Here is a 24,308-nt window from a genome sequence, read left to right on the forward strand (position 1 = left end):
TATTAACTCCCAATAGCGAACCAGCGCAGGCTGAGGTTGTATCCCTGCGCCATCGTAAATGAACCAGTGTTAATAGCCAGGGCATTAACCATGAATTGCGACTTATTGATAATGCTGGCAACACCATATGCCATCACACTGTCGATGGGATTATCATGGGTAACAACTATCTGCTGCCCGGCCTCGGGAAATGCGACAGGAAATGTCCCTGTCGAGGATCCTGCCGGAGCAGACCTCAATCCAACGGTTCCCCACTGCAGAAGCGTGCCGTTTGGAAAATACTGATATCCCGCAGCGCCTTTCAACCCCGCAAAAAACGTCATATCAGGAATTTCACTTCCACCGGAGCTAAAACCAGCCCCAACATTTCTGCCACCTGCACTCCCCACACCAAGGTGCCCCTTGGCTGTCGCAGCATCTGCTTTCCCCAAAAGCCCTCGTGCGAAAGCTGTCAGGTCAGTTGCCGCCATCTGGTCAACTCCCGAGAAATACGGGAGTTTATCTGCGCCATTAACTAACCCGGAAAGTGCCGTCAATGTTGCATCCGCCTGTTGCTTGCTGTTAAGTGCGTCAACCAGTCCCAAATATTGCCAGGTAGACCACTGATCAGCCTGGCCAATCAAGCCTTTTATATATGATGAGAAACCAAGGTATGCGAGAAGACCCGCTACATCCTTTCCACTCAAATTAGTCAGCGTATTGTCCAGCGGTTGTTTACCTGCCAGTGCATTAAGCATTGTCGTGGCAAAGTTCGGGTCATTCCCCAGCGCCGCCGCCAGTTCGTTCAGTGTATCCAGTGCCGCAGGTGCAGAACCCACCATTGCCGCAATCGCCGATTTCACAAAAGCCGTAGTGGCAATCTGTGTATTGTTGACCGACTGCGCCGCCGTGGGGGCTGTTGGCGTTCCGGTGAGTGCCGGACTCAACAGCGGCGCTTTCAGTGCCAGCGCATTATTAATGGTGGTACTGAATTTCGGATCATTGTTAATGGCTACGGCTATTTCTTTCAGCGTGTCCAGCGTGGCTGGCGCACCATTAATAATAGCCGTCAGTGCAGCCTGAACAAACGCGGTGGTCGCAACCTGCGTGGTGTTATTCCCCGCCGCTGGCGTTGGCGCTTTGGGTGTCCCGGTAAACGTAGGACTTTCTTTCTGTGCATACTGTGAATGCGGGTCCGGTGCGGCAAGATGTTTTGCCATCAGGTCATCCACGTACACCTTCAGCTCCAGTACCTTATCATCCACATACTTGCGGGTTGCCAGCACGACGGCAGGGTCGATTTTCAGGGTGATATTGTCCGTGCTGCTGGTTATCAGCACCATGCGCACGGTCTGGGTGCGCCCGCTGCCTTCAGCCAGTTGCGGCTTATAGCTTTCCGGGCAGTTGCCCACGGCAATCAATGCCCCGGACTCATCAAACAGGCCCACTTCACGTATCCACCAACCGCCCTCGTTTTCAGGGATCACCTGTTCAGCAATAATCTGGCTGCTGTTCTGCGGGTCGATATAGAGCATATTCAGCGCAGCCCGGCGTTTCTCATTTACCAATGCTGTCTGCTTGGCGTCCGGCGTTGGCAATGTTCCGCCGCCATCGCCGACCGCCATATGGGTAATTTTTAAAGGCACACCGAGCGCGGCGGCACTGGCAAGTTTCGCCGCGCCAATATCCGTCAGCAGGGTATAAAATTTTGTGCTCATGGATTCACTCTCATTGTGTCAATTACATGGACCGCCCCGCCTTCATGCGCGGTGCCACCGGAAATAATCGTTTCGTTGATATACGGATAGATCGTGATTTCTTCGCCAAGATAGCTGGCGGCTCCCACCCAATGCGGGCCGCTGGTCTGCAGATTGATGGACATGCCGATCATGTGACGGCTACATGGTTTGGCATCGCTTATCAGTCGCTCAAGTTCCAGATAGGTATCTTCAGTGATGCCCTGGTCCTGCACACCAATGTCCAGACGAAACGTGCCCGGTGTTTCTCCGGTCTGCCACCACTCAATAATGCGGATCAGGAAGCCGAACGGCTCCACCACCCGCCGTACGGCACTGGTGGTTCCTTTGTGCTGATGAATATAAAAAGCATCCTTCACTACCTGGCGTTTGACGCTTTCTGTCCAGCCCTCGTCCCAGCGATCCACAGAGAACGCCCAGGCGAGATAAGGCAGGAAGCTGACCGGACAGGTAGCCGGATTCCACAAGTCACGCAGCGGCACCTGCAAATCAGAAATCCCGCTACAGGTTTGCGCCAGTCGGCGCTCCAGTGAAGTTGAACCCGGTGGCAGCAGACTATTCATCCGTTCCTCCGTTGGCTACGCTCCACTGCGTACATGATGCCGCCTGTGTTTTGTTCAGGACCACATCCGCCAGCGGAGAAGCCAGTTCCACACGTTGAACACCCTCAACATGCAGAGCAGCAAAGATGGCGCTACGGCGAATATCCCGACCAAGCCTCGTCTGGCTGGCAATGTACTTCTGCAGACTGGCTTTTGCCGCTGCCATTACCGGCTCTGCTTCCGGTCCCGGATAGAGAAAAATGGTGGCTTCCACGCGATACGGGATGATTTCTGCGCTGCGAACCGTAAGACGGTCAGCCACCGGGCGGACGTTCTCACTGTTCAGAGCTTTTTCCACCACGTCCAGCAGGTCTTTTTCTGCAGTTCCATCGCCTTCGCGGCTAAGGACAGTCAGCACCACCTCTGCAGGTGCCGGGCTGGTTGCACTGGCATCCGCCACCCGACCGTCGGCGCTTCGGGCATGAAATTCATAAGCTGCAGTTGGCCCCGCAACAGAAAGCCCTTCAAAGGCTGCAGGCACACGCAGGCGCAACGCTTCATCGCTTTCCATCACAGCTGCAACGGGCGGCACAGCATCATTATCAGCAGGCGTCACCGTCAGGCGTGTCACGTTGTAGTTGGCAGCGAGCTGGTCAAGATCGCCGCCCATCGCGTAAGCCACCATCACCGCCTGCGCGGCTTCGTTAATGCGCTGGCGCAGAAGCAACTCACGGTAAGCGTTCTCCTGCAACAATTTAGTGGCGGGTTCAGATTCCAGTTCCAGCGTGCGGATCACTGCTTCCTGCTCATCTTTCGGATGAAGCGCCACAAATTCTGCCTTGCGTTCGGCAAGCAGCGTCTCAAAGTCCGGCACATCCACAATCTGCGGTGCAGGCAACTGCGAAAGGTCAATCACTGCCATTCTCTGCTCCTGTTGATACGGAAAGGGACACAGGCACACCGTTATTCCACCGCCCGGTCAGCTCCACCACCATTGAACCGTCAAAATTGCTGTTGATGGTGATGGAATCCAGCGTCAACCGTGGCTCCCAGCGACTCAGCGCCACATACACTGCCGACATGACCTGCAGGCGTAATGCCGGATTTTGTGGCTGATCTATCAGTCCCGACAGCAGGGAACCATATTCCCGGCGGGCAATACGGCTACCCTGCGGTGTCAGCAGAATGTCCCGCACCGACTGGCGCAGATGATCAATATCAGTAATGACTTTGCCGCTGGTATTGTTCATCCCGCTATAAAGCGTCATACCGGGCCTCCGGTTGTATCGCCGCCTTTCAGGACGCCAGTATGCTGATGCGCATCAACCACGATCCCGTTAGAACTCATCGCTCCGCCGCCCTGGGTAACGCCACCATTGATCACCACTTCGCTGTTAATGCGCGTGCGGTCAGCCTCCAGTACAAACTCACTGGTTTTCATGGTGATGTTGTCAGCAGCCTCAATGACCATTGATTTGATGCCCCTGACATACCAGCGCCCGGTGGCGGGTTCGTATTCAAACCAGCCACCGTCAGGATGTTCTGTCACGCAGGCGTCCGCCGACGTCGACGGTGGTGCGAACTGATTCGAATAGACAGCGGGCAGCGCAAAGGCGGTTTCCAGATTGCCGCCCAGACTCAGCAGCACCACCTGCTCACCTTCCGATGGTCGCCACCATGTACGGGCATTCCCGGCACGCAGCGTCAGCCAGCTGATCCAGTTGGTTTCAAGCTCGCCCGTTTTCACCCGGCAAAGCCAGTTTTCCCTGTCCACTTCGGTGACTACCCCTGTGCGGATCAGGTTGGTGATAAGGCGCATGATTTCGGTTAATTGTGCGTTCATAGGGAAAGGTTGCCATCAGGGGAAGAAAGGCGGCAGTGCTGCAACTTGTATCAGTGCTGATACAAAGATCACCCCGCCAGCCATTGCAGAATCATGTCGCGGGTCATTGCCTCAACATCATCATTTACACCCAGAAGGCGACGCTCTGCGTAACGCACCTCCGGTCCCTTACGACTGACGCGATCTCGCAGGCCGTAATGGTGAACGCGGGCAATGCGCTGCACCTTGCCTTCAAACTGCACGCTGGCAGAGTCGGTGCTGGCGGCAGTTTTCAGGTATTTTGTGGTGCGCAGCTTTGCAAACATCTGACGTTTGATACGGCCTTTTTTACTGCGTGCTGTTACCCGTCGCGGTTCATAGCTGCTGCCGTCAGGGTTGCGCTGCATCCTGATATTCTGCTGCTGTGTCCGGCGAAGTTCCTGCGCCAGCTGGCGCATCATGCGGCTTCTCGAGGCTGGTTCCAGATTCGCCAGCAAGGCACTCAGCCAGTCGTCCACCTTCTGCAGTTCAGCCACGTTTCACCGTCCACATTTCTTCAGGTGCATCAGGTTCCGCTATAGCTTCAACGCTCGACACACTGCCGTCAGTGCTGACCAGCACACGTTCCGTCAGTTGCAGGTTCAGGCTGATATCACAGACATCGTTGCGCAGAATATCCACCTCAAAGGTGAATAGCTTTTCCCGTAACGCCGGGTTATTGATGGCATCGGGCTGGTTATCCCTCAGCCACAGCAAAACCGGGGCCATCAGCAGATTCTGGTCGCCGCTGAAATCCTCAATCACCGCGTTCAGTGTGTAACGGTACTCCCACGACATGGAGCTGGCCCCCGTGGCAACCAGCGAACCGTTATCCACAAACAGATGCAGTTTGTCCGGGTTATTGCGGACATAAGGCACCGCTTTATTGAGGGCGTGGCGCAGGGATTGTGGTTTGTTCACTGTTTCGCTCCTGACACGCAATAATCATGTCCACTTTGTCTGCACAGACCGCCCAGGCGGCCTCCGTTTCATCCAGCAACGCATTCAGATCACCGTTAGTGCGCGGTGCTGCCTGCTCCAGCCGACACGGCGTCACTCGCGGACAACCACTGACGGTAAGCTGCACCTCCGGTGAGTGCCGGACGTTCCCGCAGCCGGATAATGTCAGCAGGCAAAGGAGTATCAGCCCAGTGGCGTAAATCCTCGTTCTCACGTTTCAGTTCCTCGATCCGGCGTTGTCGTTGTCTCAGCTGTGTGCTGGTCTGTTCTGCTTCGGCATAGAGCCGCGCCTGCTCCCGGTTATTGGTTTCAGTCAGAATGGACAGGCTGATAAGCTGGCTGTTGCTCTTTGCCAGTGCCTGGCTTTTGCTCTGCAGCTCGTTTGCCTGCGTGCTGATGGTCTGGCTGGCATCAGCCAGCCGCCACGTCTGCCAGCCCAGCGCCGCCAGTAATAACGCCAGCACAACCAGCAGCAACCGGTTCATGCTGCTACCTGTTGCGCCATCTGATTACGGGTGATCCAGAAGGCAATAACGGTCAGTAGATAAAAGACCAGGGTAATAGCCCACCCCGTCCATGCGAGACTTACAACAATCAGCAATCGCATCACCCAACAGATAAATACGTTTTCTTTTCGGGTAATTGTCTTCAGCAAAGATGCCCTTAACTCCTGCCAGAGCGGGCCATTCTGAATTAACGCAGCCAGTGCTACCGGAATTACCGCCCATGTCAGCAAACAGGCTACCCAAACGCCGGACGCTACCAGTACCGGAAAGATCCCCTGCGGATACACCATTGTTGCGATTAACAGCGCCATCCATAACATCAGAAACAGTCCGCTGATTAATTTCTTTTTCATTTCAGTTTGCTCCCTGTAAACACCAGGCCATCTCCCGCGCACGGCGGTTATCCAGCCCCTGATTAAACACACCTTTTACATAAACCCAACGCGGCAACTGTCGGCACGCATCCGCCCAGCGCCGCTGATTGAGCAATTTCACCAGCGTGGAACTACAGGCATTGCCCGTCCCCACGTTGAAGGCAAACGACACCGTAGCGTCATACACCTTCTGTGGTGGCTGTTGCTTCACACACCTTTCCAGTGCCCGCTCCACACGCAGCACGTTGGAGATCAGCCCTTCTGCTGCCTGTCGTTCCGTGATTGTTTTGCCGGGAATGACGCCCGATGTATTACCAATGCCGTCGGTCCAGACACCCGCGCTGCACTGATACGGCTGCAGACGACAGCCTTCGTAATCGGCAATCAGTTTCAGCCCCTCCACGGAGGTGTGAAGCTGCTGAAAACCCGGCAGCGTGGCAGCAATAGCCAGCACGGCCCCGACAAGGCAGCGTTTAACGATTGATGGATTCATAGTCCTCCCGCGAGATCTGCCCGTCGCGCAGAAGCTGGTAGGCTTTGTGTTTGTAGTACCAGTTGATAGCCAGCATCAGCACACCAATCATCAGGCCGCCCAGCGTTGAGGCATCCTTGATGGACAAATCGCCCAGCCAGGCCAGCACGACGGCGATGCAATACGTGATAAAGGCGCTGATTCGCTCAAGCGTCATAATTCAGTCCCATAGCTGGACGGTCTGCACGGTGGTGGTGGTCGGTATGTCCGGCAGCTCCACCTGCAGCCCGTGAGGTAAAAAGGGGCCGTATTCGGCAAGCCCCGGATTTGCCTTCAGTACCTGCTCCGTGACACCCTGCGTGCGCCCGTAATGACGCCAGCAAAGCGCGTCCACCGTGTCATACTGATACGCACGCACTTTCATCAGATAAGCTCCACTGTGCAGTGCGGCGCATCCTGCACCCGGCTGATGGCCCAGCGGGCGTCACGCCACAAATCACCGCTGGCTTCCGCCAGTTCTTCGCCTCGCTTCACACCGGATGCCGTGGCGTCATAGTCCTGGTATCGTTCGTTGAGCATGGCGCGTGCCCAGCAGTAAACCGCGTTGAAATAGTGCTGAATGCGCTCACTTTTCCCGTCCAGCTGTTCCGCCGGAACCTCTGCCAGCGAGGCATACCCCAGCATCTGCTGGCGTCTGCGAAACTCATACAGCTCTGCGTTGACCTCCGAAATTGCCGACAGGGCAACCTGCTTTAAACGCGGCTGCGTCACCGTGCCGTCAGTGCGCATGACACTGCGAAACTCCGACAGGTCCACATCAGGCCAGAACGGCGTATTTCTGATGATTTCCGCCTGTTCCGGTGCCTGTTCTGGCGCAACAAACTTCATGCTGCTTTCTCCTGAAATAGAGGGCGGTGGACGGGGTTTTGATGAGGCTGTGCCTTTCGCCACCCCGTGCCGCCCGTGCGCGGGGGCACGTTCTGTCAGCGGCTGTCATTGCGCAGTCTGCGCTCCAGCTGCTGTTTGTCTTTTTTCACGCCACAGCGGGGATCGAGCTGTAACGCATGGTTGAGATGATTAAGGGCGGACGCCGGATTGCTTTCACTCAGGACAGCGCCAATCGCTTTATGCAGACGCGCCCGTGACTGGTCCGGCATATCCAGACCGTCTGTCAGCTCCAGCGTCTGCAGCAACAGATCAGCATCAAAGCCGGTGGCGGCAAGCATTGCGCTCTGCGCGGCGTCTGCCATTTCCTCTGCCAGCACGGTCTGCACGTTGCGGTTACCCAGCGGCATCACCCAGCCATGACGCAGGGCATGACGCCCGATCTCCAGCGCTCCGGCATAATCTCCGGCATCAATGCGCCACAGCATCACGTACATCAGCACGTCATCCTGTTGAGCGCCTCCGGCAGCCAGGACACCCTCTGCCCAGGCGGCGTACTTCGGCAGCAGCTCCACCTTGATTTCCGCTTTTTTGACCGTGGACTGAACGCCCTTGAGACGGCGGCGGTCTTCCGCCAGTTGCAGCAGCATCAGGTCATAGCCGGATGCGTGGCGAACACTGCCGCCCTCGCGGGCGGCCTGTTCAGCCTGAACGCGCAGGCGATGCTGCCGTGCGGGACTCAGGCTCATGGATTACGCTCCTGTTTCGGCTGCGGCGGCGCTGAAGTCACCAATCTGGATGTTTTCCACCAGTGCAGCGCAGCGATAGTCCTCAACCACATAGGCTTCGTTAACGGATTCAAAATTTTCAATCCGGTCACGTTTCGGGTTGTCGATAACTGAACGGCGGCGGGTATCTTCCTGCCAGTAGATGGACAGGTTATCCAGACGGGTGATCAGCAGCGCATTCGGCGGGAAGAACGGCGCACGCACCGCCTGCAGGCCACCCATGCGTTTCTGACTGATGATCATATCGGCAGCCAGTTTTTCACTGTTTTCCTGCTCTTTGTTGACCAGCGGGAAATACTTGTCAGACAGCAGTTCACGCCCGCAAATCACCACCAGATCGTCATCGTCCTGGTAGACCACGTCGATAAGCTCATTGACCGCATCCATCACCACAGCGTCCAGGTTGGCATATTCGCCACCTTTCCCGACTTTCACCGCACCCGGTGTGGTTTCGCCGCCCGTGGTGGTGCTGCCCATGACGTGATCCGGTGCATCCTCACGGATTTTCTGCAGCCAGCCTTTGTTCACATCCTGCAGCAGCGGGTTTTCACTACGGTTGGAGGTTTTCGCACGCTTCACGCCGTTAAAGCCGATCATGATGCGGTCCAGTGCCTGACGTTTCACGATGGCGTCACGGATACGCACCTGGAAATCCTGAAACTTCGCCCACAGGTCCAGCTTCGCGTAGGTCAGCACCGTGTCAAAGTTGGTCTGCTCGCATTTATATTCCACATCGACCATCAGCGTCGGATCGACAGGTTCACGCTCTTTCGCGGTGGTGTCAGTGGTTCCGGCAATGGTGCTGCCAACACCCAGCCCCAGCAGCTGACCGGACTGCTCAGTCACTGGCGTGACGTTAATCAGCGTCAGGAAAGCGGCGGACTGCTGGATCTGGTCTTCCAGCGTCTGCTGCACAGACGGCTCCACAGTGAATTTGCTGGACAGTTCTTCAACTGCCACATCGTTCAGACGCGCCAGCTGCTGCAGGTAAGCGTTAAAAGCAAAGCGGGTATTCTTTTTCATCGGGTTTTGTGCTCCATCAGCAATTGGTCAGAGTGTCAGCGGGGGCGTTACCGCCTGTTGCACGCTGGCGGTAGTCCTGGCGGCTGTCTTCATGACTCAGCTTGTCCACCAGTTCGTTAAAGGCGGTTTGCTGTGCCTGCAGGGCAGTCTCCAGCTCAGACAGGCGTTCTTCCTGCTCAGACAGGGATTTTTCGGTGTGTGCGTTCAGGTTCTGCTGCTCAGTGGCGACCAGCTCCACGGCCTTATGCACATCAGAGAACCGGGCGTCATCGGACTGCTCTTTTTTGGTAAACAGCGCCGTGACGCGGGCAAACAGGGACGGTTTGTCGTCCTGGATTTCTTCCAGTTCGATCACCGTTTCCTCTGCAGCGGTAAAGAGATTGGCAGGATTCTGCTTGCGGTTTGCCAGCGGGTTATGGGCTGCACTGGCGCTGAATGTCAGCATTTCCGTACCCAGACTGGCAGGGTCATCAGTGGCAGCCAGGCCGACCAGGTAGGCTTTGCCCGTATCAGCGAACTTCGGGCTGACTTCCATAGAGGTGAATAATTTCTGGCCTTTTTTCACCAGTTCCACCAGGGACTCCGTTGGCTCAACGTCGGCATACAGCGCCATCTTGCCTGCCAGCGGACCTTCCGTGATTTCTTCAGCAAACAGCGCCGTCACCTTGCCGTAGCGGTTAAAGGTGCTGTCCGGCAGATAAGACTTGATGTGCTCAAGGTTAATCAGCGCGGTATACACCGCCGGGTTGTAGCTGGCTGCCATCTGTTCCAGCCATTCACGCTGGATTTCGCGTCCGTCGGTGGTGGCACCTTCCACCCCGATGCGAAAACGCTTTGCTTTCACTGTCATGAGCCGTGCTCCGTTAGAAAAAACTTACTGGAGCCTTATGGTTGCGGTGATGGGGGCAGTGAAACAATGCGCGGTATTTGTACCGACAACCACACAAACCGCAGGCGGGGAAAGCCTTCATTCAAGGCTGTAGGTTTGTGCCATGAACACCACACTGACACCCGCAGATCTCGATCCCCGTCGGCAGGCCATGCTGCTGTACTTTCAGGGATACCGCGTAGCCCGCATTGCTGAAATGCTGGGCGAGAAAGTTGCAACCGTTCACAGCTGGAAAAAACGCGACAAGTGGGGTGACTATGGGCCGCTGGATCAGATGCAGCTCACCACCGCCGCACGCTACTGCCAGCTCATTATGAAGGAGCACAAAGAAGGGAAAGATTTCAAAGAGATTGACCTGCTGGCGCGCCAGTCGGAGCGCCACGCGCGGATCGGCAAGTTTAACAATGGCGGCAACGAAGCCGACTTAAACCCTAACGTCGCCAACCGCAACAAAGGCCCGCGCCGTCAGCCGGAAAAGAATGTTTTCACCGATGAGCAGATTGAGAAGCTGGAAGAAATCTTCCATTCCTCCATGTTCAACTACCAGCGCCACTGGTGGGAAGCCGGAAAAGCCAACCGCATCCGCAACCTGCTGAAGTCACGCCAGATCGGCGCGACCTTTTACTTTGCCCGTGAAGCCCTGATTGACGCCCTGCTTACCGGACGTAACCAGATTTTCCTTTCCGCCAGCAAGGCACAGGCCCACGTCTTTAAGCAGTACATCATCGACTTCGCCAAAGAAGTGGAGGTGGAGTTGAAAGGCGATCCGATGGTGCTTCCTAACGGGGCCACGCTTTACTTCCTCGGCACCAATGCCCGCACTGCCCAGAGTTATCACGGCAACCTGTATCTGGATGAATATTTCTGGATACCGAAATTCCAGGAGCTGCGCAAAGTGGCTTCCGGTATGGCTATTCACAAAAAATGGCGACAAACCTATTTTTCCACGCCATCCAGCCTGACTCACAGTGCTTATCCGTTCTGGTCCGGTGCGCTGTTCAATCGTGGGCGCAACAAAGCCGATAAGGTGGACATCGACCTGTCCCACAGCAATCTGGCCCCCGGCCTGCTGTGCGCAGACGGGCAGTACCGCCAGATAGTCACTGTGGAAGATGCGGTGCGCGGCGGCTGTAACCTGTTCGACCTCGACCAGTTGCGCATGGAGTACAGCCCGGACGAATACCAGAACCTACTGATGTGCGAGTTTGTGGACGATCTCGCGTCCGTGTTTCCGCTCAGCGAGCTGCAGGCGTGCATGGTGGACAGTTGGGAAGTCTGGACCGACTTTCATGCTCTGGCCCTGCGCCCGTTTGGCTGGCGCGAAGTGTGGATCGGTTATGACCCGGCAAAAGGTACGCAGAACGGCGACAGCGCCGGATGCGTGGTGGTGGCACCGCCAGCCGTGCCGGGCGGTAAGTTTCGCATTCTTGAGCGTCACCAGTGGCGCGGGATGGACTTCCGCGCCCAGGCTGACGCAATCAAAAAACTGACCGAGCAGTACAACGTGACCTACATCGGCATCGACTCAACCGGCGTTGGTCACGGGGTTTACGAGAACGTGAAAGCGTTCTTTCCTGCCGTCCGGGAGTTTGTCTACAACCCCAACGTTAAAAACGCCCTGGTACTCAAGGCCTACGACATTATCAGCCACCGCCGTCTGGAGTTTGACGCCGGACATACCGACATTGCGCAGTCATTTATGGCAATCCGTCGCGCCACCACCGCCAGTGGCAACCGCCCGACCTATGAAGCCAGCCGCAGCGAAGAAGCCAGCCACGCCGATCTGGCATGGGCAACGATGCACGCACTGTTTAACGAACCGCTGCAGGGCGAATCCGCCAATACCAGCAATATTGTGGAGATTTTTTGATGGGAAAGAGTAAGAAGAACCGAGCTGCGGCGACGAAACAGATCCAGCTTAAAAGTCAAACTACAGCCGAAGCATTCAGCTTCGGCGATCCCGTTCCTGTTCTGGACCGCCGTGAACTGCTGGACTATGTGGAATGCGTACAGATGGACCGTTGGTATGAGCCGCCCGTCAGCTTTGACGGACTGGCGCGCACCTTCCGCGCCGCCGTGCATCACAGTTCCCCGATTGCAGTAAAGTGCAACATTCTGACCAGTACCTATATCCCTCATCCGCTGCTCAGCCAGCAGGCTTTTTCGCGTTTTGTGCAGGACTATCTGGTATTTGGTAACGCCTACCTGGAGAAACGCACGAACCGATTCGGTGAAGTTATCGCCCTTGAGCCTGCCCTGGCAAAATACACCCGACGTGGATTAGACCTGGATACCTACTGGTTTGTGCAATACGGCATGACAACGCAACCGTATCAGTTCACGAAAGGCAGCATTTTTCACCTGATGGAACCGGATATCAACCAGGAGATCTACGGCCTGCCCGGTTATCTTTCTGCCATTCCGTCAGCCCTGCTCAACGAGTCCGCCACGCTGTTCCGTCGAAAGTATTACATTAACGGCAGTCATGCAGGCTTCATCATGTACATGACCGACGCCGCGCAGAACCAGGAGGATGTAAACAACCTCCGTAACGCGATGAAAAGCGCCAAAGGACCAGGTAACTTCCGCAATCTGTTTATGTACTCGCCTAACGGCAAAAAGGACGGACTTCAGATCATCCCATTGTCAGAAGTCGCGGCGAAGGATGAGTTTCTGAATATCAAAAATGTCAGCCGCGATGACATGATGGCAGCGCACCGTGTGCCACCGCAAATGATGGGGATTATGCCGAATAATGTTGGGGGGTTTGGGGATGTGGAGAAGGCAAGCCGTGTATTCGTCCGAAATGAGCTAATGCCACTACAAAAGCGATTACAGGAGATGAATGATTGGCTTGGCAAGGAGGCGATACGGTTTGATACCTACTCGCTAGATATAGCCCCATAATAAGAAAAGCCACCGTTTGGTGGCTTTTCTTCATTTACTCAATAGGTTCAAACTCATCTTGAGGAATCAGCGTCGATTGACAGGCTTGGCTTAGTACCCCTGATAATTTACATAATAACCGATAGTTATGAGGAGCATCATCGCTAATCTTTTCGACCGTTAAAGTGATTGATTTTGGATCATCCAATAACATCTTCTTGATGTCATTACTTAAATACCTAGGGCAGTAACCAACGATTTCAGCTGGTTTATCTGCACGAACGACAACAGCATCCCCATCGTATTCATTTTGAAGATCCAAGCAAAGACGCAAAATTTGCCCCGGTTTCAATTCAGATACACGAGCATTAGCTAAGCTATTCAAGTAACCAAGTCCATGTAAGAAGAAAAAATGCTCAAAGTTACCATCAGAATCAAAATCAATTTTTTTGAAAATCTGCAGCTGATCAGTGCTTCGTAAGCCTCCCGAGCGAGCAAGAATATCGATAGGATTTACCTTATCTTCTTCAAATCCAAGCCATTTAATGAAACTCGGATACTCTGGACGTCTCGGTGATAAAAGGCGATTTTTAAAAAGAGGAAACAATTCTTCCGATACATAAGTTTCACGAACATCACTCATGCCGCTAAACTTTGTAAATTTAGAAGATTTAAGAGCACCTTTGGTATACCTGAAAACATACCCCGATTTGCGCTCTTGCAAGTTACCAACAACATGCCAGTCTCTGGTATCTGGTGCCTGCCATGCGACGTAAACGGAGTTTGTATTAGTCATTCTAGTAACCTTCTGCGATTTTCCATTACCATTAACGTTGCAAATCTACGTGCACTGTCGGATATACACGATGAAGGCACTTGGTTAAACACATCTGTAATGGAATCTTCTGTTAAAACGCTCAACTTACCTAACCAATGGTCGCGAGCGGCAACTCTCCCTTCAACTGCATGTTGAAATGCTTCAACAGTCAGCAAGGGCTTTTTATCAGTTTTTGCTTTGAATAGCTCAGAGCGAGCTTTTCTTACAAAACATGGGATTTGTCGATTTTTATCTTTAGTATTAAGCCGTTCGTTACGCTCATCATCTAACATCTCCCTTCCTAAACTAGCGGCATGATCGTATGTTGGACACAAAAACTGCTCACCAGTTTCATTGTTAAGCATGATTGCCCAATTTTCATGGTGGCGATCTTGATTACTCACAAGTGCATCGAGCATCAAATATCCACAAAATACATCTGCTGCATTTAGCCCGGTTAGATCATATACACTCGGAGGAGGCTTGATAGATTCCCTATCTAAACAACCCAAGACCCTTGTGACAGTGTGTTCTCTGACCCTTACCGGCTTTTCCCCGGCTTGTAAAGGCCCAGGATAATCGAATGTCGAACTGTGAAGCACTTCATTTCCCATTACCATCCGGAAACCAGATGGAATGATATTCTGAGTCACCACACCGAATCGACCATTGTATCGCGCCAAATCATAGCTAGCATGTGGAATGTTAAGCAAATGACATAACTCAGCAGCACACTTTTCAGACCAATGCTCGCCAGTACCTGGCCTAGAGTACTTAAACAACTGCAAATTTACAGTGTCATCGGAGAAATAGAACCAAAACTTCTCTTTGGTTCCTAACTGTTCAAGATCGTTAGCTACGGGGCTAAGCTCTACCAATTGGTATGGCATCTGACATCCCTGTTTAGCGGATTATGAATAAGTTAGGTTCCATTTTATCCAAACATTGTCAAATACCCTAAGATTTATTAGATGATAGAGCGATACTGTATGTATGTCCAGCAATCAAATCAATATATAACTCTTATATGGCTTAACGCGCGCTCGTATCCCCGCCACGCCTGCCCGCTTTATGTAGTGGTTTTCATGCACCTGCATGATCTACGCAAAAGCCCGCCAGTTCTGGCGGGCCTTAGCAAAAACGATCCTCAAACGATCATGCGATCTCATGCGGCATAGACATGCACTACAGAGCTAACGCCTCGCAAGGGCTCGTTGTTCAACCTTGCTGACGCCAGAAGCAAGTTCAGACGCCAGCAACGTTTCTTAATGCAGCCAGCTGTCGTCTTCCCACACCTTCTGCATAATTTTCATCACTTGTTTTCTTTCTTCGTCCTGTTGCAGCCCAGTCAGTTCCACACCGTTAGAGCTACCTTTGCGGATACGAATTACCGTTTTTGGATACAGGGGGCGCAGATTGCGGTAAAGCTCGGATTCAAGGGCGTCCAGGGTAGACTGGCTAATCTTCTGCTCTTTATCGATCATTATTTCAATGCGCATAAAAGTCACCTCAGCTGATGACATCCATTGAGCGGTTGTATTCGTGGCTTCTGATTTTTGCCATGAGTTCATCAGTCAATTCAGAAACCCACTGCAGAGCCAGCCCCTTCTCTTCATCACTACACTCACTAGCCGCTACAAGCTTAAGAAAAAAATCAATGCGCTGGAGCTTCAAAGACTCCAAAAAATAGTCCTGCATCTTTCCTCCTATGACACCACAAGCAATACTGTATACATAACCACTGTTTATATTTACAGTATATAATAATCTTACTGATGTAAAACGTTTTTTTACGTTCATCAGCCTGATATGCCTGGTATTATTAAGAGCACGAATTGTTAACCCGCGTAATTAATACAGGTTTCGCCACTTATCATCTTCCTGCAAACGCTGGTTCCGATAGAAGATACGCAGGCCTGCTCCTGACGGAATACTGCCGCCGCGAAGGAGTAAATCGACCTCTTTCTCGCTGCCATCAAATCCTCTGGACTTCAGTTCGTAGACGAGCTGCTGTCGCTGATGGTCTGTAATTCGCTGTTTGTAGTCTTTACGCCGTTTCGGTTTCACCAGGCGTAACCTTGCAGCCAGTTCCCGGCGCTCTTTTTTGCTCATACTGTGCAGGTAATCGTGCAACTCCTTGTCATCCATGCGGGTAATGTCCGTCCTGGTATCCCCATCAGCTGATTTGTCTTTCCCTTGTTGGTTCAAATTTTCAGCAAGGGGACAGTTATTGCCACGAGTCCAAGGGGCGCAAGCGCCCTGGTCGGCTGCCGCCTCCTGAACGTCAACGGCCTTACGAACCATTTTCCACTTCACTGCATGAGTGCAGATCTTGCCCTCTGCAATGGGTGACCAGATGCCATAAATACGAATACCGTGATCGCCATAGGCGGTTGGCTCTTCGTTGATTTCATAAGCGGTTCTGATGAGGTGATATTTGCGGGGAACCAGTACGCCGCCCTGCTTCATGATGTAGGTGGCAAAACAACCAGCATCAGCAGCAGCCAGAATGGCATCAAGACGCGGGTTATCCAGTACCGGCGCACCTGCTTTTTTGTCACCCTGTTGCCTTGCCGCCTGACCAGCCAGCAAGCGAAGTTCACGGTAAGCCTGACGTCCCGGAATACCAAAGAAGCGGAATTGCTGAACACGATGCAGAGACGCCCAGGCATTAACGTATTCAGCGTTATCACGCAGGGATTTACCCGTTTCCTTGCTGATCTCGCCAGCCAGACCACGCCCGTCAATGTTCTTACTGATGTATTTCGCGATGTAGCTTGTCGGCGTTCCTTTGCGCGGGTTTATCAGCTCAGATTTAAAGCGTGGACCAGTGTTATTACCCAGTTCCTCGCGGTCTTCACGGATGGCAAACTTACGCAACAATGCAGTAATGGCGCGGCGGTCTTTTTTGCGCATGAAACACAACAGGTGCCAGTGAACTGTACCGTCATGATGCGGCTCAGCCACCCGCACGCCATACCAGCGCAACCCGGCTTTGTGCATCGCCTTACGAAATGCAGCAAACATGCCGACCAGATAATCGCTGCTTTGTCTTACCGTCGCATTTGTCCAGGTTGGGTTTGGTCTGCCGTTATTGAGCGTGGAATGGAAACGTGACGGACAGGTAATGGTGTAGAAAACGGCGCAGTCACCGCGCATTTCCGCGATAAGCTCCAGACCTTTAACACAGGCCATCATCTCATTGCGGCGGTGCGCCGGGTTGCTGCTGCTGGCGTTTACCACGTCTTCCATATCCAGCGTGTCGCCCTCTTCGTTCACCAGTTCATGAGAACGGAAAAACTCCAGTGACTTGCGGCGCTGCTCACGTTTATGCATCACGGCTTCATAGCTGACATAGGGAGATGCTTTTTTGCTGACCAGGCAGACAGCACGCAACTGCTCTTCCCGCCATTCGCAACGCATTTTCCATAATTTCCGGTACCACCAGTCGGCGCACAACATACGCGCCAGCGAACCCGGAATGAGTTCATAGGGCACGGGTTTACGGCGGTTTCTTTTCCGACGGAGTTGCTCAAACGCAGGCGGGATGACATCCAGACGCAGGGTTTCCGCTGCCACCTTTTCCCATGTCTTGCGGATTTCTTCTGGCTTAACGTCATCGGTGGCATACAAATCACCACAAGCTGCATCAAGGCACATGCTCATATGCGCAGCGACAAGGGTAGACAGGCGTTTCACCTGATCCTGACTCATTTCAGGCAGAATCAGCAGGCCGTCCAGCCCTACATGGCTTGCCATAAAACGAAAAGATGCAGATAGCTGGCTGTCGCGTACATGCTCCAGTCGTTCCAGACATGGCTTAATCGTCTCACGTAAATAGCGGGAATAAGCCTTTGGCCTGCCCAGGCTGCTGAAGTATTCAATACGTTGCATCAGCGGCTTGCTGATATGGGAGGGCTGGGCGCTGACGTCTGCCAGAATGACCATGTCCGGGTTAAAACGCTGCTGCTCATGCGCCAACTTTGCCCGGCTAATGAGCTTATCCTGCTCTATTTCGCGTTGGACAGGATCACGGGATTCATTAAAGAAATAACGCTCCCAGACCTGATCACTCAGTGCCTCGCGGCGCAGTTGTTCCTGCTCGTTATCGGCAGCGTACAGAGTGATCAGGTTTGAAAGCGCAGAAACCGGCGCAACTTCCGCCGGGTCCAGATAAGGGTTAATGGCCTTTTTCGGGCTGTTCCATGAGAACGATGCGGCAGCCTCGTTAAAGCCGCAGCAGTTGCTCATATCGGCATGGCTCATGCACGTACTCCGTACACGGCAGAACTATCCACGCCACGCGAATAATCAAATCCCACCCAGCAGCGCGGCCCGGAAACAGCAATGATTTCTGTTGCTGATTTACTCTCACCAGCTGCTACGCCGATGCTGCGTTTTACCTTGATATAGTGGTGAGTAAAATTGCGATACAGCGAACGGATCAGGGATGTGTCACTGTTAGAAACAATGACCGGATGTCCTTCTGATGACCGATGTTCAAGAACGGATGCCAGGTGATACTGGTCATCTTCAGTAAAGCCGTCAGCGTGATAGCCGGAAAACGTACCGTCATAAGGCGGATCGCAATACACCACATCCCCCGCCTTCAACATCGCCAGCGTTTCATCAAAGCTGGCGCAGATAAACGTTGCTCGCTGGGCTTTTTCTGCAAAAGCGCGAATTTCTTTTTCAGGGAAATACGGATTTTTATAATTACCGTAGGGAATGTTGAAATGCCCGCTCTTGTTATAGCGACATAACCCACGGTAACCGTGACGATTGAGATACAGGAAATATACCGCTTTCATGAAATCAGTAATTTCAGTTGAGTAATTAAACTCCTGCCTTATGTTGTAATAAGCCACCTCCCTGTTTGCGATCTCAAATAAAACTTTGGCGCGAGATATAAACGATTCACAATCAGCGGCAACCTTTTTATAGAGGTTGATTAAATCAGGATTAATATCCGCAACCAGATAGCAGGGATAATCCGTCTCCATCATCACAGCACAGGAACCCGCGAAAGGTTCAACTAGTCGCGGACCAGCAGGAAGATGTTTTTTCAGTTCGGACATTACGGCGGTTTTATTTCCCGCCCATTTCAAGATGGTGCTCATACAGCACCTCCGTTGTAATGTTTGCCTTTCAGCTCTGCGATTTCCTGACATGTAATGCAAAGCTGCACACCCGGAATGGCACGGCGGCGTGCTGGCGGAATTGGCGCTTCACACTCAACGCAAAGCACGCGGGACACGCCCGGCGTTTTGGCACGGGCAGCACGGATATGGCGCTGGCGTTCTTCTTCAACGCGCTGCTGTACGAGATCCATTGCATCAGCCATTAGTGGATCTCCTGCGCTTCGTTCTGGATTGCTTCAGCAGTCACACGCAGCAGTTCTGCCGCTTCCACGTGGTTTAGCTGACGGGATGAGATATGACACGCCAGGCTATCAAGGCGAGCTGCCATTGCTTCAGCCCTTGCCCGGCGTTCTTCCAGACGAGCCTCTGTCAGTAAAATATTAAGCCCTGCGTCATCCGGTCCGGTTTTAGTCGTGAGGGTTTCAATATTACGCATAATCAATTCTCCTGAATTTAGATAAAGGGATGCCCGGCGGGTTTACGCCATTAATTTCATTAGTTGGTTAATTCGGCATGGTTAGCCGTCTGGGAAATAAGCTCACCACTGCACGAAAATGATTCATTGCTTTAATCAGCTCCCGCTTTTCGTCAGTGGTCAGCTCATTAATGCTGATGCTATGACGTTCAGCTGGAATTTTTGCCATAAAGAATATGGCAGCCAGTGCTCGTTTATTTTGTTCATTATTGATATCCCGTGGATCACGCATATCTTTAATAAACCGCTCAAGCTCTGACTCAATATTCAGGCCAAAAACTTTCGCCCTTAACTCCGCAATGTGATTAAGTCCATTCAGGCGTTCACCGGGGCTTAATGGAACAGTTGCCGCAGCGCCTTCAATAGCCATTTGTTCCCCCGTTTTTTCGTAGATAGTTCTGCCAGCAATTCATCCTGTGAACGGCACGGATGCCAGCGTTTACCATCCTCCCCCATGATCCAGCCGTGACCGTAGTGCATTGCCGGGCTTTGTTTTACCAGCAGCGATGCAAATGATGGTTCTTTCGTCAGCATAAGCACCTCACAGCAAACCGAATGAAGCACCGAGGCCAGTAACGGTATCAACTGCACTCGCCATCGCAGGATTAGCCTGTAAACGGGCCTGCAATGAAACAGCGGCCAGCGCCATCAGCCGTGTTACAGAGTTAATGCTGCTGATAGCATCACGACGACCTGCACTGGTTTTTACATCGCCGGATACCGCACCTGCAGCAACACGCCCGATCTCTGCGGTTGCACTCATGACATAATGCGGCAGTTTCTCTTTTGCCACCTCATTAATCGGTACACATGGCAGGCAGTGAATCTGTGCCAGAAAGCCATCTACCAGCGTTGAATCTTCAGTCAGATCGGTAAGCAACCAGATTTCTGGTGCGGTTAATAAATGAGGTTGAGCTGGGTTCAGCTTGTTCCGCAGAATCTGTACATTCATGCCTGCACGTTCTGCCAGTTGCACCAGGTTGTGGCGCAGTGCGAATGCACGACAGGCTTCGTCAAAATGTGGATGTTTGGAAACTTGGTAATCAAACATAGTCGACACCCCTGATGTATCCCAAAATGGAACTAGTTGAATACAACATTGCAATCAGTAAGTGCATCAACGGTAAGAGCAGCAAGGTTGATCATTACCTTTTCTCTTTTCTTGTCTTTCCGAAGGCGATGGCGAGGGATGCGACCATCAGCCAGCATATCGTTGATGGTGTCGATAGAAAGACCAGTAAGTTCGCTATAACGCTCAATTGTGACATGTGGCGTATTCAGAGTTATTGAAATGTTAGGGGTCATGATGCAACATCTCCTATTGGCTTGTGGTGAGCCTGTAGTAATCGTGACAAGTACCCAAATGGGGACAAAATTGATACTAGGATCGCAAAAGAGATATGTCAACATCAAAGTACCCAAATGAGATCAAAATAAATCCCAATAAAGGTGGTAAGGCTGCGATTGAGCGATTAGTCGAAGCTTATGGCTTTACGACACGACAGGCTTTAGCTGATCACTTGGAAGTATCAAAAAGCACTCTGGCGAACAGGTATTTGCGGGATACGTTTCCTGCAGACTGGATAATCCAATGTGCTCTTGAAACAGGAACCTCACTGAAATGGTTAACCACCGGGCAAGGCCTTAAGCAAAGCTCGCTGACAGCAGCTACAGAAGAGCTTGCCAAGTTTCGCCTTACCGCAGGCAAAATGATTGAAGATGGTTCATATGTCTTCGATTCATCATTTCTTCCTGCAAATCTTTCATCACCAATTGTTATTCAGGATGGGCTCGTCACATACATTTGTGATCAAAAATTTTCTGAAGTACTTGATGGGCACTGGTTAATCAACATCGACGGAACCTATTCCATTCGAAAAATCACAAAGCTTCCAAAAGGTATGATTAAAATTACAAGTACAGAGAATAGCTTTGAATGTGCATTTTCTGATATTGAAGTAGTTGCTTGTATAAGAAGTACAATAGTTTCAAATTAATATAGTAAAAGGATTTAAAAATGAATTCATTTTCCATCGTTATATTCTTATTAGCATTTCTCGCCCCCATTCTAGCTGTAATATTATTTAAGCAAAGCAAAAAACATAAAGCGGCTATAAATACCTTGACAGCTAACAACATAGCCCTTTCCAACCAACTGAAAGAAAATCAAGAAGAATTAGCACAGACTGTACGAGATCTATCAGAGCTTGAAGGACGAGCTGCGCCATTATGGCAATACGTAGAATTGCACAGCGCAGTGATGGAAGCAGAGAATAAGATAAAAAATGCAGACTCAATAGCCAGGCAAAAAATAGAAGAAGCCCAAATAAAGGCTGCTAAGACAGTAAACGAAGCAAATTATCAAGCTCAGATAAAAATAAGCAACGCTAATAGCGAAGCTATAGCAATTACTAAAGACGCTCGCGATGCACGCCTGAAAGCTAAAGAACGTCTTGATAATGCCAATAGTAAAGCAAATGAGCTGATCTCAAATGCTAATGACAATGCAGTGAAAATTATTTCCGATGCAGAAGAAAGAGCAAAAGAGATTGCTGGTTCAGCATATGAAGCTAAAGAGTTTGCAGAAAAATATGAAGCAGTTGCCAAATCAATGAAAAATAAAATTGAAGGTTATGGTGATGAATGGATCATCCCTAACCGTAGCGTTCTCGATGAATTGGCAGAAAATTATGAGTTTACAGATGCAGGTAAGGAATTACAAAAAGCCAGGGAGTTAACAAAATCATTAATAAAAACTAATAAAGCTGCTTCGTGTGATTATGTTGAACAAAACAGGCGTAATACTGCTATCAACTTTGTTTTAGATGCCTTCAATGGAAGAGTTGACAGTATTTTATCAAAAGTCAAACACAACAATTTTGGAAAACTTTCCCAAGAGATAAAAGATGCGTTTCAACTTGTAAATTACAATGGTTCTGCCTTTAGGTCCGCAAAAATAAGTGACATCTATCTTCAAGCTCGACTCAACGAGCTAAAATGGGGAGTTGCAGTTAATGAAATTATGCTCGAAGAAAAAGAAGAGCAAAGAAGGATTAAAGAACAACTTCGTGAAGAGGAAAGAGCTCGTAGGGAGTATGAAAAAGCGATAAAAGAAGCTGAAAAAGAAGAGAAAGCTATTCAGCAAGCTATAAATAAAGCAACAAAAGAGCTTATGCTTGCAAATGAAGAACAACGCTTAGCTTTAGAGCAAAAAATAGCTGAACTACAGTTAAAATATGAAGAAGCTGAAGCTAAAAACCAACGAGCTATTTCTATGGCTCAACAAACTAGATCAGGCCACGTTTATATAATTAGTAATATTGGCTCATTTGGCGAAGATGTATATAAAATTGGAATGACACGCCGCCTTGAACCACTTGATCGTGTTCGTGAACTCGGTGATGCTAGTGTTCCTTTTTCGTTCGATGTTCATGCGATGATTTATAGTGATGATGCACCATCATTAGAAAATCATCTGCATAAAGTCTTCAACGAAAAACAGGTCAATAAAATTAACTCACGAAAAGAGTTTTTCAACGTAAATATTAAAGAAATTAAGTCTGTTATTGAAGATATGAACATCAACGCACAATGGACAATGTTTGCGGAAGCGAAAGAATATAGAGAGTCACTGGCGATTGAGCAAGAGCGCAAAGCAGCAACTTCCGCCAACGATGAACTGCATGTTGCTTAGCAATGTATGTTTCATAGTAATCACACATTGATTACTGGTTGTATATACAGTTAAATTTAGCCCTCTGATATGAGGGCTTTTTTATGGCAGTACGAAAACTCACCACAGGAAAATGGCTTTGCGAATGTTACCCCGCCGGACGTAGTGGACGTCGTGTGCGTAAACAATTCGCCACCAAAGGCGAAGCTCTGGCTTTTGAGCGTCACACGATGGAAGAAACCGAAGCAAAGCCCTGGCTGGGTGAATCAGTGGATCGTCGAACACTGAAAGACGTGGTTGAACTATGGTTCAAACTACATGGTAAATCTCTGACAGCTGGGCAGCATGTCTATGACAAATTGCTGTTGATGGTTGACGCTCTGGGCAATCCTCTTGCAACCGATCTCACCTCTAAAATGTTTGCCCACTATCGAGATAAACGCCTGACAGGCGAGATCTACTTCAGCGAGAAATGGAAGAAAGGAGCAAGCCCGGTCACCATTAACCTGGAGCAAAGCTATCTAAGTAGTGTTTTTAGCGAACTATCCCGTCTGGGCGAATGGTCGTATCCGAACCCACTGGAGAACATGCGAAAATTCACCATCGCAGAAAAAGAGATGGCATGGCTTACCCATGAGCAGATTGTTGAATTGCTGGCTGATTGCAAACGTCAGGACCCAATTCTGGCACTGGTAGTTAAGATATGCTTAAGCACAGGCGCACGCTGGCGTGAAGCCGTAAATCTTACTCGCTCACAGGTGACCAAATACCGAATTACCTTTGTCAGAACGAAGGGGAAGAAAAACAGAAGCATCCCTATCAGTAAAGAGCTTTACGAAGAGATCATGGCGCTTGATGGGTTCAATTTCTTCACAGACTGCTATTTTCAATTTTTATCAGTGATGGAAAAAACGTCTATCGTGCTCCCTCGCGGTCAACTCACACACGTTCTGCGCCATACGTTTGCGGCGCACTTCATGATGTCGGGTGGAAACATTCTGGCCTTACAAAAAATTCTCGGACACCACGATATAAAAATGACTATGCGTTACGCACATCTGGCACCGGATCATCTGGAAACGGCGCTCCGTTTCAATCCTCTGGCAACGCTGCCAAGTGGCGATAAAGTGGCGGCAGCGGTTGGCATTACCCCGTAATAACCACCACTGACCACCAACCCAACTTATTGTTTTTACTCTAACTTATTGTTTTCATTAACCCGTTTACATAAATGGGTTTTTTGTTGCCTGAAATTCACGTCTTTTTTAATCAATCAGTTA

Annotated in this window: 34 protein-coding genes; 5 read left to right on the top strand and 29 right to left on the bottom strand. The window is 51.0% G+C overall.

From position 1 onward, the window contains the following. Positions 1–2: 2 nt before the first annotated feature. From IB222_RS15195 to IB222_RS15275, 17 genes are all read right to left on the bottom strand, one after another. Positions 3–1,697, bottom strand: coding sequence for a phage tail protein (locus IB222_RS15195; RefSeq protein ID WP_348925384.1), 1,695 nt, complete (start codon positions 1,695–1,697; stop codon positions 3–5). Next, entirely contained in the window at positions 1,694–2,299 is a 606-nt protein-coding gene (locus IB222_RS15200; protein WP_001086836.1) for a phage tail protein I, read from the bottom strand. Before IB222_RS15200 ends, IB222_RS15195 begins: the two co-directional genes overlap by 4 nt. Continuing rightward, positions 2,292–3,200 (bottom strand): baseplate assembly protein, encoded by a 909-nt coding sequence (locus IB222_RS15205; RefSeq protein ID WP_104806764.1) that lies wholly within the window; start codon positions 3,198–3,200, stop codon positions 2,292–2,294. The genes IB222_RS15200 and IB222_RS15205 overlap by 8 nt, the downstream gene beginning before the upstream one ends. Continuing rightward, positions 3,187–3,546, bottom strand: coding sequence for a GPW/gp25 family protein (locus IB222_RS15210; RefSeq protein ID WP_104806765.1), 360 nt, complete (start codon positions 3,544–3,546; stop codon positions 3,187–3,189). Before IB222_RS15210 ends, IB222_RS15205 begins: the two co-directional genes overlap by 14 nt. Beyond that, positions 3,543–4,121, bottom strand: coding sequence for a phage baseplate assembly protein V (locus tag IB222_RS15215; protein ID WP_000993775.1), 579 nt, complete (start codon positions 4,119–4,121; stop codon positions 3,543–3,545). The genes IB222_RS15210 and IB222_RS15215 overlap by 4 nt, the downstream gene beginning before the upstream one ends. 68 nt (positions 4,122–4,189) lie before the next feature. Then, on the bottom strand, positions 4,190–4,636 hold the full coding sequence (locus IB222_RS15220; protein WP_000829141.1) for a phage virion morphogenesis protein: 447 nt from the start codon (positions 4,634–4,636) through the stop codon (positions 4,190–4,192). Continuing rightward, on the bottom strand, positions 4,629–5,060 hold the full coding sequence (locus IB222_RS15225) for a phage tail protein (protein ID WP_001039935.1): 432 nt from the start codon (positions 5,058–5,060) through the stop codon (positions 4,629–4,631). The genes IB222_RS15220 and IB222_RS15225 overlap by 8 nt, the downstream gene beginning before the upstream one ends. Beyond that, positions 5,023–5,271 (bottom strand): Rz1-like lysis system protein LysC, encoded by a 249-nt coding sequence (lysC, locus tag IB222_RS15230; RefSeq protein WP_223229653.1) that lies wholly within the window; start codon positions 5,269–5,271, stop codon positions 5,023–5,025. Before lysC ends, IB222_RS15225 begins: the two co-directional genes overlap by 38 nt. Then, on the bottom strand, positions 5,156–5,584 hold the full coding sequence (gene lysB, locus IB222_RS15235; RefSeq protein WP_021566190.1) for an Rz-like lysis system protein LysB: 429 nt from the start codon (positions 5,582–5,584) through the stop codon (positions 5,156–5,158). The genes lysC and lysB overlap by 116 nt, the downstream gene beginning before the upstream one ends. Beyond that, positions 5,581–5,958, bottom strand: a complete 378-nt coding sequence (locus IB222_RS15240) for a DNZ54_00345 family protein (protein ID WP_149384180.1) — start codon at positions 5,956–5,958, stop codon at positions 5,581–5,583. The genes lysB and IB222_RS15240 overlap by 4 nt, the downstream gene beginning before the upstream one ends. Position 5,959: 1 nt before the next feature. Further along, positions 5,960–6,472 carry a lysozyme gene (locus IB222_RS15245; RefSeq protein ID WP_001069909.1) on the bottom strand — a complete coding sequence of 171 codons (513 nt, stop codon included), beginning with the start codon at positions 6,470–6,472 and terminating at the stop codon, positions 5,960–5,962. Next, entirely contained in the window at positions 6,453–6,668 is a 216-nt protein-coding gene (locus IB222_RS15250; RefSeq protein WP_000171568.1) for an HP1 family phage holin, read from the bottom strand. Before IB222_RS15250 ends, IB222_RS15245 begins: the two co-directional genes overlap by 20 nt. 3 nt (positions 6,669–6,671) lie before the next feature. Next, on the bottom strand, positions 6,672–6,875 hold the full coding sequence (locus tag IB222_RS15255; protein WP_000868192.1) for a tail protein X: 204 nt from the start codon (positions 6,873–6,875) through the stop codon (positions 6,672–6,674). Further along, positions 6,875–7,339 (bottom strand): head completion/stabilization protein, encoded by a 465-nt coding sequence (locus IB222_RS15260; protein ID WP_000673523.1) that lies wholly within the window; start codon positions 7,337–7,339, stop codon positions 6,875–6,877. The genes IB222_RS15255 and IB222_RS15260 overlap by 1 nt, the downstream gene beginning before the upstream one ends. Positions 7,340–7,434: 95 nt before the next feature. After that, entirely contained in the window at positions 7,435–8,085 is a 651-nt protein-coding gene (locus IB222_RS15265) for a terminase endonuclease subunit (protein ID WP_000059191.1), read from the bottom strand. A gap of 3 nt (positions 8,086–8,088) precedes the next feature. Next, the gene (locus IB222_RS15270) at positions 8,089–9,147 is read right to left on the bottom strand and encodes a phage major capsid protein, P2 family (RefSeq protein WP_001747382.1); all 1,059 of its coding nucleotides are present in this window, start codon (positions 9,145–9,147) and stop codon (positions 8,089–8,091) included. 16 nt (positions 9,148–9,163) lie between these two features. Further along, positions 9,164–9,997: a GPO family capsid scaffolding protein gene (locus tag IB222_RS15275; RefSeq protein WP_001747381.1), complete on the bottom strand. Its 834-nt coding sequence runs from the start codon at positions 9,995–9,997 to the stop codon at positions 9,164–9,166. 142 nt (positions 9,998–10,139) lie between these two features. Between IB222_RS15275 and IB222_RS15280 the strand changes: the two genes are divergently transcribed. Both IB222_RS15280 and IB222_RS15285 read left to right on the top strand, forming a co-directional pair. After that, positions 10,140–11,906: a terminase ATPase subunit family protein gene (locus IB222_RS15280; protein ID WP_001737413.1), complete on the top strand. Its 1,767-nt coding sequence runs from the start codon at positions 10,140–10,142 to the stop codon at positions 11,904–11,906. After that, positions 11,906–12,943 carry a phage portal protein gene (locus tag IB222_RS15285; protein WP_060617334.1) on the top strand — a complete coding sequence of 346 codons (1,038 nt, stop codon included), beginning with the start codon at positions 11,906–11,908 and terminating at the stop codon, positions 12,941–12,943. The genes IB222_RS15280 and IB222_RS15285 overlap by 1 nt, the downstream gene beginning before the upstream one ends. 34 nt (positions 12,944–12,977) lie before the next feature. Here IB222_RS15285 and IB222_RS15290 read toward each other — a convergent pair whose 3' ends face one another. The 12 genes from IB222_RS15290 to IB222_RS15345 form a co-directional block, all read right to left on the bottom strand. Further along, positions 12,978–13,718, bottom strand: coding sequence for an HIRAN domain-containing protein (locus tag IB222_RS15290; RefSeq protein WP_000185756.1), 741 nt, complete (start codon positions 13,716–13,718; stop codon positions 12,978–12,980). After that, positions 13,715–14,629 (bottom strand): hypothetical protein, encoded by a 915-nt coding sequence (locus tag IB222_RS15295; RefSeq protein WP_001146828.1) that lies wholly within the window; start codon positions 14,627–14,629, stop codon positions 13,715–13,717. The genes IB222_RS15290 and IB222_RS15295 overlap by 4 nt, the downstream gene beginning before the upstream one ends. 375 nt (positions 14,630–15,004) lie before the next feature. Further along, positions 15,005–15,238, bottom strand: coding sequence for a DinI-like family protein (locus tag IB222_RS15300; protein ID WP_001555842.1), 234 nt, complete (start codon positions 15,236–15,238; stop codon positions 15,005–15,007). Between the two features lie 10 nt (positions 15,239–15,248). Next, positions 15,249–15,437 carry a hypothetical protein gene (locus IB222_RS15305; protein WP_001154431.1) on the bottom strand — a complete coding sequence of 63 codons (189 nt, stop codon included), beginning with the start codon at positions 15,435–15,437 and terminating at the stop codon, positions 15,249–15,251. A gap of 153 nt (positions 15,438–15,590) precedes the next feature. After that, complete coding sequence (locus IB222_RS15310) at positions 15,591–18,005, bottom strand: replication endonuclease (protein WP_112044509.1); 2,415 nt, start codon at positions 18,003–18,005, stop codon at positions 15,591–15,593. Beyond that, the gene (locus tag IB222_RS15315) at positions 18,002–18,859 is read right to left on the bottom strand and encodes a DNA adenine methylase (RefSeq protein WP_000104182.1); all 858 of its coding nucleotides are present in this window, start codon (positions 18,857–18,859) and stop codon (positions 18,002–18,004) included. Before IB222_RS15315 ends, IB222_RS15310 begins: the two co-directional genes overlap by 4 nt. Beyond that, positions 18,856–19,083, bottom strand: a complete 228-nt coding sequence (locus IB222_RS15320) for a TraR/DksA family transcriptional regulator (protein WP_000752619.1) — start codon at positions 19,081–19,083, stop codon at positions 18,856–18,858. Before IB222_RS15320 ends, IB222_RS15315 begins: the two co-directional genes overlap by 4 nt. Further along, complete coding sequence (locus IB222_RS15325; RefSeq protein ID WP_001244224.1) at positions 19,083–19,316, bottom strand: DUF2732 family protein; 234 nt, start codon at positions 19,314–19,316, stop codon at positions 19,083–19,085. The genes IB222_RS15320 and IB222_RS15325 overlap by 1 nt, the downstream gene beginning before the upstream one ends. A 67-nt stretch (positions 19,317–19,383) precedes the next feature. Then, positions 19,384–19,725, bottom strand: coding sequence for a DUF5347 domain-containing protein (locus IB222_RS15330; protein ID WP_000963473.1), 342 nt, complete (start codon positions 19,723–19,725; stop codon positions 19,384–19,386). Further along, positions 19,689–19,889, bottom strand: coding sequence for a phage filamentation protein Fil family protein (locus IB222_RS15335; RefSeq protein WP_000956181.1), 201 nt, complete (start codon positions 19,887–19,889; stop codon positions 19,689–19,691). The genes IB222_RS15330 and IB222_RS15335 overlap by 37 nt, the downstream gene beginning before the upstream one ends. Before the next feature lie 7 nt (positions 19,890–19,896). After that, on the bottom strand, positions 19,897–20,406 hold the full coding sequence (locus IB222_RS15340; RefSeq protein ID WP_000460893.1) for a phage regulatory CII family protein: 510 nt from the start codon (positions 20,404–20,406) through the stop codon (positions 19,897–19,899). A gap of 32 nt (positions 20,407–20,438) precedes the next feature. Then, positions 20,439–20,660: a hypothetical protein gene (locus IB222_RS15345; protein ID WP_000188448.1), complete on the bottom strand. Its 222-nt coding sequence runs from the start codon at positions 20,658–20,660 to the stop codon at positions 20,439–20,441. Between the two features lie 95 nt (positions 20,661–20,755). Here IB222_RS15345 and IB222_RS15350 point away from each other — a divergent pair, with 95 nt between their 5' ends. The 3 genes from IB222_RS15350 (at position 20,756) to IB222_RS15360 (ending at position 24,185) form a co-directional block, all read left to right on the top strand. After that, complete coding sequence (locus tag IB222_RS15350) at positions 20,756–21,352, top strand: phage repressor protein CI (protein WP_000107902.1); 597 nt, start codon at positions 20,756–20,758, stop codon at positions 21,350–21,352. 20 nt (positions 21,353–21,372) lie between these two features. Continuing rightward, positions 21,373–23,049 carry a DUF4041 domain-containing protein gene (locus IB222_RS15355; protein ID WP_001084068.1) on the top strand — a complete coding sequence of 559 codons (1,677 nt, stop codon included), beginning with the start codon at positions 21,373–21,375 and terminating at the stop codon, positions 23,047–23,049. 83 nt (positions 23,050–23,132) lie between these two features. Beyond that, positions 23,133–24,185 (top strand): tyrosine-type recombinase/integrase, encoded by a 1,053-nt coding sequence (locus IB222_RS15360; RefSeq protein ID WP_000290937.1) that lies wholly within the window; start codon positions 23,133–23,135, stop codon positions 24,183–24,185. Positions 24,186–24,308 lie beyond the last annotated feature (123 nt).

The organism is Citrobacter sp. C13 (assembly GCF_014596815.2).
Taxonomy (GTDB): Bacteria; Pseudomonadota; Gammaproteobacteria; order Enterobacterales; family Enterobacteriaceae; genus Citrobacter; species Citrobacter portucalensis.

Excerpts from the sequence above, each read along its gene's own strand:
- IB222_RS15315 (WP_000104182.1), bottom strand. The coding sequence starts at position 18,859 with ATGAGCACCATCTTGAAATGGGCGGGAAATAAAACCGCCGTAATGTCC.
- IB222_RS15200 (WP_001086836.1), bottom strand. The coding sequence starts at position 2,299 with ATGAATAGTCTGCTGCCACCGGGTTCAACTTCACTGGAGCGCCGACTG.
- IB222_RS15360 (WP_000290937.1), top strand. The coding sequence starts at position 23,133 with ATGGCAGTACGAAAACTCACCACAGGAAAATGGCTTTGCGAATGTTAC.
- IB222_RS15300 (WP_001555842.1), bottom strand. The coding sequence starts at position 15,238 with ATGCGCATTGAAATAATGATCGATAAAGAGCAGAAGATTAGCCAGTCT.
- IB222_RS15250 (WP_000171568.1), bottom strand. The coding sequence starts at position 6,668 with ATGACGCTTGAGCGAATCAGCGCCTTTATCACGTATTGCATCGCCGTC.
- IB222_RS15275 (WP_001747381.1), bottom strand. The coding sequence starts at position 9,997 with ATGACAGTGAAAGCAAAGCGTTTTCGCATCGGGGTGGAAGGTGCCACC.
- IB222_RS15215 (WP_000993775.1), bottom strand. The coding sequence starts at position 4,121 with ATGAACGCACAATTAACCGAAATCATGCGCCTTATCACCAACCTGATC.
- IB222_RS15305 (WP_001154431.1), bottom strand. The coding sequence starts at position 15,437 with ATGCAGGACTATTTTTTGGAGTCTTTGAAGCTCCAGCGCATTGATTTT.
- IB222_RS15255 (WP_000868192.1), bottom strand. The coding sequence starts at position 6,875 with ATGAAAGTGCGTGCGTATCAGTATGACACGGTGGACGCGCTTTGCTGG.
- IB222_RS15290 (WP_000185756.1), bottom strand. The coding sequence starts at position 13,718 with ATGACTAATACAAACTCCGTTTACGTCGCATGGCAGGCACCAGATACC.
- IB222_RS15245 (WP_001069909.1), bottom strand. The coding sequence starts at position 6,472 with ATGAATCCATCAATCGTTAAACGCTGCCTTGTCGGGGCCGTGCTGGCT.
- IB222_RS15310 (WP_112044509.1), bottom strand. The coding sequence starts at position 18,005 with ATGAGCCATGCCGATATGAGCAACTGCTGCGGCTTTAACGAGGCTGCC.
- IB222_RS15285 (WP_060617334.1), top strand. The coding sequence starts at position 11,906 with ATGGGAAAGAGTAAGAAGAACCGAGCTGCGGCGACGAAACAGATCCAG.
- IB222_RS15260 (WP_000673523.1), bottom strand. The coding sequence starts at position 7,339 with ATGAAGTTTGTTGCGCCAGAACAGGCACCGGAACAGGCGGAAATCATC.
- IB222_RS15350 (WP_000107902.1), top strand. The coding sequence starts at position 20,756 with ATGTCAACATCAAAGTACCCAAATGAGATCAAAATAAATCCCAATAAA.
- IB222_RS15265 (WP_000059191.1), bottom strand. The coding sequence starts at position 8,085 with ATGAGCCTGAGTCCCGCACGGCAGCATCGCCTGCGCGTTCAGGCTGAA.
- IB222_RS15345 (WP_000188448.1), bottom strand. The coding sequence starts at position 20,660 with ATGACCCCTAACATTTCAATAACTCTGAATACGCCACATGTCACAATT.
- IB222_RS15330 (WP_000963473.1), bottom strand. The coding sequence starts at position 19,725 with ATGGCTATTGAAGGCGCTGCGGCAACTGTTCCATTAAGCCCCGGTGAA.
- IB222_RS15340 (WP_000460893.1), bottom strand. The coding sequence starts at position 20,406 with ATGTTTGATTACCAAGTTTCCAAACATCCACATTTTGACGAAGCCTGT.
- IB222_RS15320 (WP_000752619.1), bottom strand. The coding sequence starts at position 19,083 with ATGGCTGATGCAATGGATCTCGTACAGCAGCGCGTTGAAGAAGAACGC.
- IB222_RS15270 (WP_001747382.1), bottom strand. The coding sequence starts at position 9,147 with ATGAAAAAGAATACCCGCTTTGCTTTTAACGCTTACCTGCAGCAGCTG.
- lysB (WP_021566190.1), bottom strand. The coding sequence starts at position 5,584 with ATGAACCGGTTGCTGCTGGTTGTGCTGGCGTTATTACTGGCGGCGCTG.
- IB222_RS15195 (WP_348925384.1), bottom strand. The coding sequence starts at position 1,697 with ATGAGCACAAAATTTTATACCCTGCTGACGGATATTGGCGCGGCGAAA.
- IB222_RS15335 (WP_000956181.1), bottom strand. The coding sequence starts at position 19,889 with ATGCTGACGAAAGAACCATCATTTGCATCGCTGCTGGTAAAACAAAGC.
- IB222_RS15295 (WP_001146828.1), bottom strand. The coding sequence starts at position 14,629 with ATGCCATACCAATTGGTAGAGCTTAGCCCCGTAGCTAACGATCTTGAA.
- IB222_RS15210 (WP_104806765.1), bottom strand. The coding sequence starts at position 3,546 with ATGACGCTTTATAGCGGGATGAACAATACCAGCGGCAAAGTCATTACT.
- IB222_RS15325 (WP_001244224.1), bottom strand. The coding sequence starts at position 19,316 with ATGCGTAATATTGAAACCCTCACGACTAAAACCGGACCGGATGACGCA.
- IB222_RS15280 (WP_001737413.1), top strand. The coding sequence starts at position 10,140 with ATGAACACCACACTGACACCCGCAGATCTCGATCCCCGTCGGCAGGCC.
- IB222_RS15355 (WP_001084068.1), top strand. The coding sequence starts at position 21,373 with ATGAATTCATTTTCCATCGTTATATTCTTATTAGCATTTCTCGCCCCC.
- IB222_RS15205 (WP_104806764.1), bottom strand. The coding sequence starts at position 3,200 with ATGGCAGTGATTGACCTTTCGCAGTTGCCTGCACCGCAGATTGTGGAT.
- IB222_RS15240 (WP_149384180.1), bottom strand. The coding sequence starts at position 5,958 with ATGAAAAAGAAATTAATCAGCGGACTGTTTCTGATGTTATGGATGGCG.